General features: G+C 70.9%; 6 protein-coding genes. 2 read left to right on the top strand and 4 right to left on the bottom strand.

Annotation, left to right across the window (positions count from 1 at the left end; genetic code table 11):
- Positions 1-753: maltotransferase domain-containing protein (locus tag BIV23_RS06500; protein ID WP_143079054.1), on the bottom strand; the 753-nt coding region annotated here is incomplete at its 3' end.
- Between the two features lie 330 nt (positions 754-1,083).
- Between BIV23_RS06500 and glgP the strand changes: the two genes are divergently transcribed.
- Positions 1,084-3,702 (top strand): alpha-glucan family phosphorylase, encoded by a 2,619-nt coding sequence (glgP, locus tag BIV23_RS06495; protein WP_071379756.1) that lies wholly within the window; start codon positions 1,084-1,086, stop codon positions 3,700-3,702.
- Between the two features lie 28 nt (positions 3,703-3,730).
- Here glgP and BIV23_RS06490 read toward each other — a convergent pair whose 3' ends face one another.
- The 3 genes from BIV23_RS06490 to BIV23_RS06480 form a co-directional block, all read right to left on the bottom strand.
- Positions 3,731-4,282, bottom strand: a complete 552-nt coding sequence (locus tag BIV23_RS06490; RefSeq protein ID WP_143079053.1) for a hypothetical protein — start codon at positions 4,280-4,282, stop codon at positions 3,731-3,733.
- A gap of 102 nt (positions 4,283-4,384) precedes the next feature.
- A complete protein-coding gene (locus tag BIV23_RS06485) occupies positions 4,385-4,588 on the bottom strand; it encodes a DUF397 domain-containing protein (RefSeq protein ID WP_071379754.1) in 204 nt (67 codons plus the stop codon).
- Positions 4,589-4,596: 8 nt separating this feature from the next.
- A complete protein-coding gene (locus tag BIV23_RS06480) occupies positions 4,597-5,433 on the bottom strand; it encodes a helix-turn-helix domain-containing protein (RefSeq protein WP_071379753.1) in 837 nt (278 codons plus the stop codon).
- A 191-nt stretch (positions 5,434-5,624) separates the two neighbouring features.
- Here BIV23_RS06480 and BIV23_RS06475 point away from each other — a divergent pair, with 191 nt between their 5' ends.
- The gene (locus tag BIV23_RS06475; RefSeq protein ID WP_071379752.1) at positions 5,625-6,029 is read left to right on the top strand and encodes an ATP-binding protein; all 405 of its coding nucleotides are present in this window, start codon (positions 5,625-5,627) and stop codon (positions 6,027-6,029) included.
- The last annotated feature ends 8 nt before the right edge of the window (positions 6,030-6,037 follow it).

Here is a 6,037-nt window from a genome sequence, read left to right as displayed (position 1 = left end):
GTGGGGCTGCTCGGCGGTGCCCTCCGACCGCGGGAAGAACTCGTACCACGACCCGAACAGCGCCCGCTCCCGCTCCACCAGCAGCGGCATCGCCTCGGAGGCCGTGACCAGCTCCCGCAGCGGATGACGCGCCAGCACCGCCGCCACCTGGGGCGACAGCGCCGCCGCCAGCCGCTCCCGCACCGGCAGGGACTCGTCGCGCAGGGCCGCCGCCGCCTTCCGCACGAGCCGGCGGTCGGCCTTCGGGACGCCGTCGGCGGCACGTTCGTACAGCCGGGCGCCCTCCTCCAGGACCAGGGCGGTGTCGACACCGGCCGGGATCTTGACGCTCGCGTGGTGGCGCCAGGTCGCCAGCGGGTCCGACCAGGCCTCCACGGTGTACGTCCAGCGGCCGGGTACGCCGGCGGTGACGGCGGCACCCCAGCGGTCGGTGCCCGGCGCGAGCTCCCGCATCGGTGTCCACGGGCCGCGCCGGCCCTTCGGACCGCGCAGCACCACGTTCGCCGCGACGGCGTCGTGCCCCTCGCGGAAGACGGTGGCCGACACCTCGAACGACTCACCAGTCACCGCTTTGGCGGGCCTGCGCCCGCGCTGGACCACGGGGCGTACGTCGAGGACGGGGATGCGGCCCAGGGCGGTGACCGGCGGCGGTGAAGAAGGCTTCCCGGCGCGGGGCTTCACGGGCTTCGCGGGTTTCTTGGCCGGTGCTTTGCTGTTCGACGGAGGTCCTGACGACTGGTGCGTGGCGGGCATGACCGCTCCTGTCCGCGTCAACGTGGGTGTGGGCGGAGGTGTGTGGGGAGGTGGGTCCTGCGAGGTGCTGTGGTGCGCCTGTGGGGTGTGTACCGCAGGAGCCTTCCCATCCTGCTCGGGTGGGCAATCCGGCACTTTGTTAACTACTCGCGCGTATGTCCACCCGTAGGACGGGCCCCTTTTCCCGGGTGCCCCGCGACCGCTCCCGCACGCCCCGACACCCCGTCCGGCACGTCCCCACCGACCCTCCGGTAACCACTACCGTCGACAGTGACGACGAGACGTACACCGCCGTGCGTCTCCCTCCCCGCAACGCGTCCGAGGTGGAATGTGAAGGCGATCCGTCGGTTCACCGTCCGTCCCGTTCTCCCCGACCCCCTCCGGCCGCTGAGTGACCTGGCGCGGAATCTGCGCTGGTCCTGGCACGCGGAAACGCGCGACCTGTTCCAGTCCGTCGACCCGGAGGCCTGGGCCGCCGCCCAGGCCGATCCGGTACGGCTGCTGGGCCGGGTGCGCCCGGCCCGGCTGGCGCAGCTGGCCGGGGACCGGCGGTTCCTGCGCCGGCTCGGCGCCGCGGCCGACGACCTCGACGACTACCTGACCGGGGCGCGCTGGTACCAGGCGCAGGCGGACGGGCTGCCCGCCGCCGTCGCCTACTTCTCCCCGGAGTTCGGCATCACGGCCGCGCTGCCCCAGTACTCCGGCGGTCTCGGCATCCTCGCCGGGGACCATCTCAAGGCCGCCAGCGACCTGGGCGTACCCCTGATCGGTGTCGGTCTCCTCTACCGGCACGGGTACTTCCGCCAGACCCTGTCCCGCGACGGCTGGCAGCAGGAGCACTACCCGGTGCTCGATCCGAACGAACTGCCCCTCACCCAGCTCAAGGAGGACGACGGCACCCCCGCGCGGCTCTCGCTCGCGCTGCCCGGCGGCAGGGCGCTGCACGCCCGGATCTGGTTGGCCCAGGTGGGCCGGGTGCCGCTGCTGATGCTGGACTCGGACGTCGAGGAGAACGACCTCGGCGAACGCGGGGTGACCGACCGGCTCTACGGCGGCGGCAGCGAGCACCGGCTGCTCCAGGAGATGCTGCTCGGGATAGGAGGTGTGCGGGCGGTGCGGACGTACTGCCGGCTCACCGGGCACCCGGAGCCGGAGGTCTTCCACACCAACGAGGGCCACGCGGGCTTCCTCGGCCTGGAGCGGATCGCCGAACTGTGCGTGGACGGGCTGGACTTCGACTCCGCGCTGGAGGCCGTGCGCGGCGGTACGGTCTTCACCACCCACACCCCCGTCCCGGCCGGCATCGACCGCTTCGACCGGGAGCTGGTCGCCCGGCACTTCGGGTCGGACGCCGAGCTGCCCGGCATCGACGTGCAGCGGATCCTGACGCTGGGCATGGAGACATACCCGGGCGGCGAGCCGAACCTGTTCAACATGGCCGTGATGGGGCTCAGACTGGCTCAGCGGGCCAACGGCGTGTCCCTGCTCCACGGGCAGGTCAGCCGGGAGATGTTCGCGGGCCTGTGGCCGGGCTTCGACGCCGAGGAGGTGCCGATCACCTCGGTGACCAACGGCGTGCACGCGCCGACCTGGATGGCCCCGGAGGTGCTGCGGCTCGGCGCCGGCGCGGTCGGCGCCCAGCGGGCGGAGGACGCGCTGACGGTGGGCGGCTCGGACCGCTGGGACTCCGTCGCCGACATCCCGGACCAGGAGATCTGGGAGCTGCGCCGCACCCTGCGCGAACAGCTGGTGCTGGAGGTGCGCGAGCGACTGCGCGCGTCATGGCGGCAACGCGGGGCCGGCAACGCCGAGTTGGGCTGGGTCGACGGGGTGCTGGACCCGGACGTCCTGACCATCGGCTTCGCGCGCCGGGTCCCGTCGTACAAGCGACTGACCCTGATGCTGCGCGACCGCGACCGTCTGATGGAGCTGTTGCTGCATGCGGAGCGCCCGATCCAGATCGTCGTGGCGGGCAAGGCCCACCCGGCCGACGACAGTGGCAAGCGCCTCGTCCAGGAACTGGTCCGCTTCGCCGACGACCCGCGCGTACGCCACCGCATCGTCTTCCTGCCCGACTACGGCATGGCGATGGCGCAGAAGCTGTATCCCGGCTGCGACATCTGGCTGAACAACCCCCTCCGCCCCCTGGAGGCGTGCGGCACCTCCGGCATGAAGGCGGCGCTGAACGGCTGCCTCAACCTCTCCGTGCTGGACGGCTGGTGGGACGAATGGTTCCAGCCGGACTTCGGCTGGGCCATCCCGACGGCGGACGGCGTCGGCATGGACCCCGACCGCCGCGACGACATCGAGGCGTCGGCGCTGTACGACCTGCTGGAGCAGCGGGTGACCCCCCGCTTCTACGAACGCGGGCGCGCGGGCCTGCCCGACCGCTGGATCCAGATGGTCCGCCAGACCCTCACCCTGCTGGGCCCGAAGGTGCTGGCCGGCCGCATGGTCCGCGAATACGTCGAGCGCCTCTACGCCCCCGCGGCCCAGGCCCACCGCGCCCTCACCCCGGACACGGCGAGCGAGCTGGCCACCTGGAAGGCCCGGGTTCGGGCGGCCTGGCCCGAGGTGAGCGTCGACCACGTCGAGACGACGGCGACGACGGCCACGGCGGAGCTGGGCACGACCGTGGGCCTGCGGGTGCGGGTCGCTCTGGGCGAGCTGAGCCCGGACGACGTGGAGGTCCAGGCGGTCTCCGGCCGGGTGGACGCGGAGGACCACATCACGGACGCCACGGTCGTCGCCCTGAAACCGACGGGAGCCCCGGACCTGGAGGGGCGGCTGCTGTACGAAGGCCCGCTGTCCCTGGACCGCACGGGCCCGTACGGCTACACGGTCCGCATCCTGCCCACACACCGGCTGCTGGCCTCGGCCGCGGAACCGGGCCTGGTGGCGGTGCCGGTGGGGGAGGTGGTGGAGGGGGCGGGGGTGTTGTTGCGGTAGCTGTCCAGCCGGGGAGGGCTGTTCTGGGCTACGGCACGAGCAGGTGCAGGCCGGAGCAGTCGTCCCCGCCGGCCGGGTCCGGGGCGTACAGCCCGTAGACGGTCGCGAGGAGTCCGAGCGTCAAGAGCAGGCCGAGCACGGCGGACACCAGCGCGAGCCCGCGCCGCTCGGTGCGGGGGAGCGTGCCGAACGCCAGCAGCGCGCCGAGGGCGCAGACGAGACCGGCCCACGAGGTGACGTACATGCGCGTCGAGGGGCCCAGGTACCTGCAGTGCTGGAACGTGTCGGAACTGAAGGCCAGGTGCGCGACGAGCAGGCCGGCCGAGACGGCTGTCAGGACGGGCACGAGCAGTTGGGTTCGGCGGCGGGCGGGGGATTCGGCAGGGGCGGTCGTGGCCATCACTGAATTATGGCCGCCGCCGCTCGACGCGATCGAGATCGCCTGCGAGCAGATCACGGTGCCGGTTCCGAAGTCTCCGTTCCTGAGCGTCTGCCCGTCGCCGTAGTACCGCCCCACGACCCGATCGGGCAGAAAGATGCGCAGGCGGTGCGGCATCCGCTCCGGGTGTGCGACGGGCACGCCCCAGCCGTCCGACGGAGACGAACCGCTCGGGCGTCAGGTGCCGGGTGGGCAGACGCAGCAGCATGGCGTTCGTAGAGGACGGTCCCGGAGAAGGCAGCTTCACCGGCCGAGATGCACACGCTCGTTCTTCAGGGCGTCGACGAAGGGGACGAAGGCGGTGGGGGGAAAGGTGAGGGTGGCGCGGGTGGGGGCCTTGGAGTCGCGGACGGCTATGTGGGTGGCGGTGGTCGCGATTTCTACGCACTCGTTGCCGTCGCCCTCGCCGGAGTAGGACGACTTCCGCCAGTTGTCGAGGGTGTTCATGGGATGCCTCACAGCTCCTTCGCCAGCCTGTGGATGAAGTCCCGCGACCGGTCGGGATCGAGCGATACGGCCTCCAGCTTACGGAAACGCGTCCGGTAGCTGGCGAGTTGGGCCTCGGAGTCCACGAAGACTGAGCCGTGAGGTGCGTCTCGTACCACTGTGTCCAGCTTGGGCAGAGGGCCGCCCACGTACGTCATGGTGCTGGAGGCTCTGGCGAAGCCGTCCAGGTCGAAGGGGATGACACGCACAGTGATGTGTTCCGCCTCGGAGAGCCGGAGGAGCCGGGCCAGCTGGGCGCTGGAGGTGGCCCGGTCACTGACTCTGATGCGCAGTGCCGCTTCGTGGATCACCGCCTCGTACGGAATGGCGAACTCTTGACGCGCCTTTCGATGACGGATGCGCAACTCAAGCTCCTCGTCCGTCAGTTCCGGAAGCCTGGACGAGAAGACGGCACGCGAATAGTCCTCGGTCTGAAGGAGTCCTGGCACGTACAAGATCGCAACGTGGCGGAGGAACCGGGCGTGATGCTCCAACTCGGACAGGTCGAGGAATGACGTGGGCAGCAAGCCCTGGTACTTCTCCCACCAGCCGCGTGTCCGGTCGGTGGCCATGGCGACGAGGGCATTGATGAACTCCGTGTCCGTGCAGGCGTAGTGGGAGGCTAGGCGGCGCAGCCGCTGCTCACTGACTCCCGTACCTCCGGATTCGATCTGGCTCATCTGGACCCGGTTCACGCCCAGCAGCGCAGCCGCGTCGACGGCCGTCAGCCCAGCCGCCTCGCGAAGGCGACGCAACTCGATTCCCAGGCGCATCTGACGCGCGGTGGGTTGGCGCCTAAGAACCATCCGTCACTCCTTGATCAACGCGTCCGTCGATGTGGCTCGTTCGGGGGCAGATTACGCGACCGGCTTGCCTTGGATTACACGTAAGCCCTACCTTCGGTGACGTACCGCACACGCAGCAGAAGTGCACCGTGTGACGCGGCGTTGCCACCCTGCGCGCGAAATCCACCTCGTCCCTTTGGAGTTGATGACGCATGCCCGAAACCTGGGACTACACGCTCTACATCCCCAACGACCCCAGAGCCGTCACGGTGTGCCGCCGCACCCTGCGCCTGATCCTCACCCTGCACGGCCTGATCGGACTGGTGGACACCGCCGAACTGCTGGCGGCTGAGCTGGTGTCGAACGCGGTACGGCACACGAAGGGCCCCGCCGCGCTCAGGGTCCGCCGCACCCCGGAGGGCGTGGTGTGGATCGGAGCGTGGGACACGGACCCGGCGCCACCCGACCCTCCGTTGCCGTTGGAGGAGGTGGGGGAATCGGAGGACGGGCGGGGGCTGGGGCTGGTGTCGGCCTGCGCGCAGGTGTGGGGGTGGCAGCCGTCGGCGCGGTTCGGGGACCGGGGGAAGTACGTGTGGTGCGAACTTCTCGCGGCGTAGCTCGTTGA

This window comes from Streptomyces monashensis, from assembly GCF_001866665.1.
Lineage (GTDB): Bacteria > Actinomycetota > Actinomycetes > Streptomycetales > Streptomycetaceae > Streptomyces > Streptomyces monashensis.
Note: the sequence above shows the minus strand (reverse complement) of the source record. Positions and strands in the feature narration are given on the sequence as shown.

Excerpts from the sequence above, each read along its gene's own strand:
- BIV23_RS06480 (WP_071379753.1), bottom strand. The coding sequence starts at position 5,433 with ATGGTTCTTAGGCGCCAACCCACCGCGCGTCAGATGCGCCTGGGAATC.
- BIV23_RS06475 (WP_071379752.1), top strand. The coding sequence starts at position 5,625 with ATGCCCGAAACCTGGGACTACACGCTCTACATCCCCAACGACCCCAGA.
- BIV23_RS06485 (WP_071379754.1), bottom strand. The coding sequence starts at position 4,588 with ATGAACACCCTCGACAACTGGCGGAAGTCGTCCTACTCCGGCGAGGGC.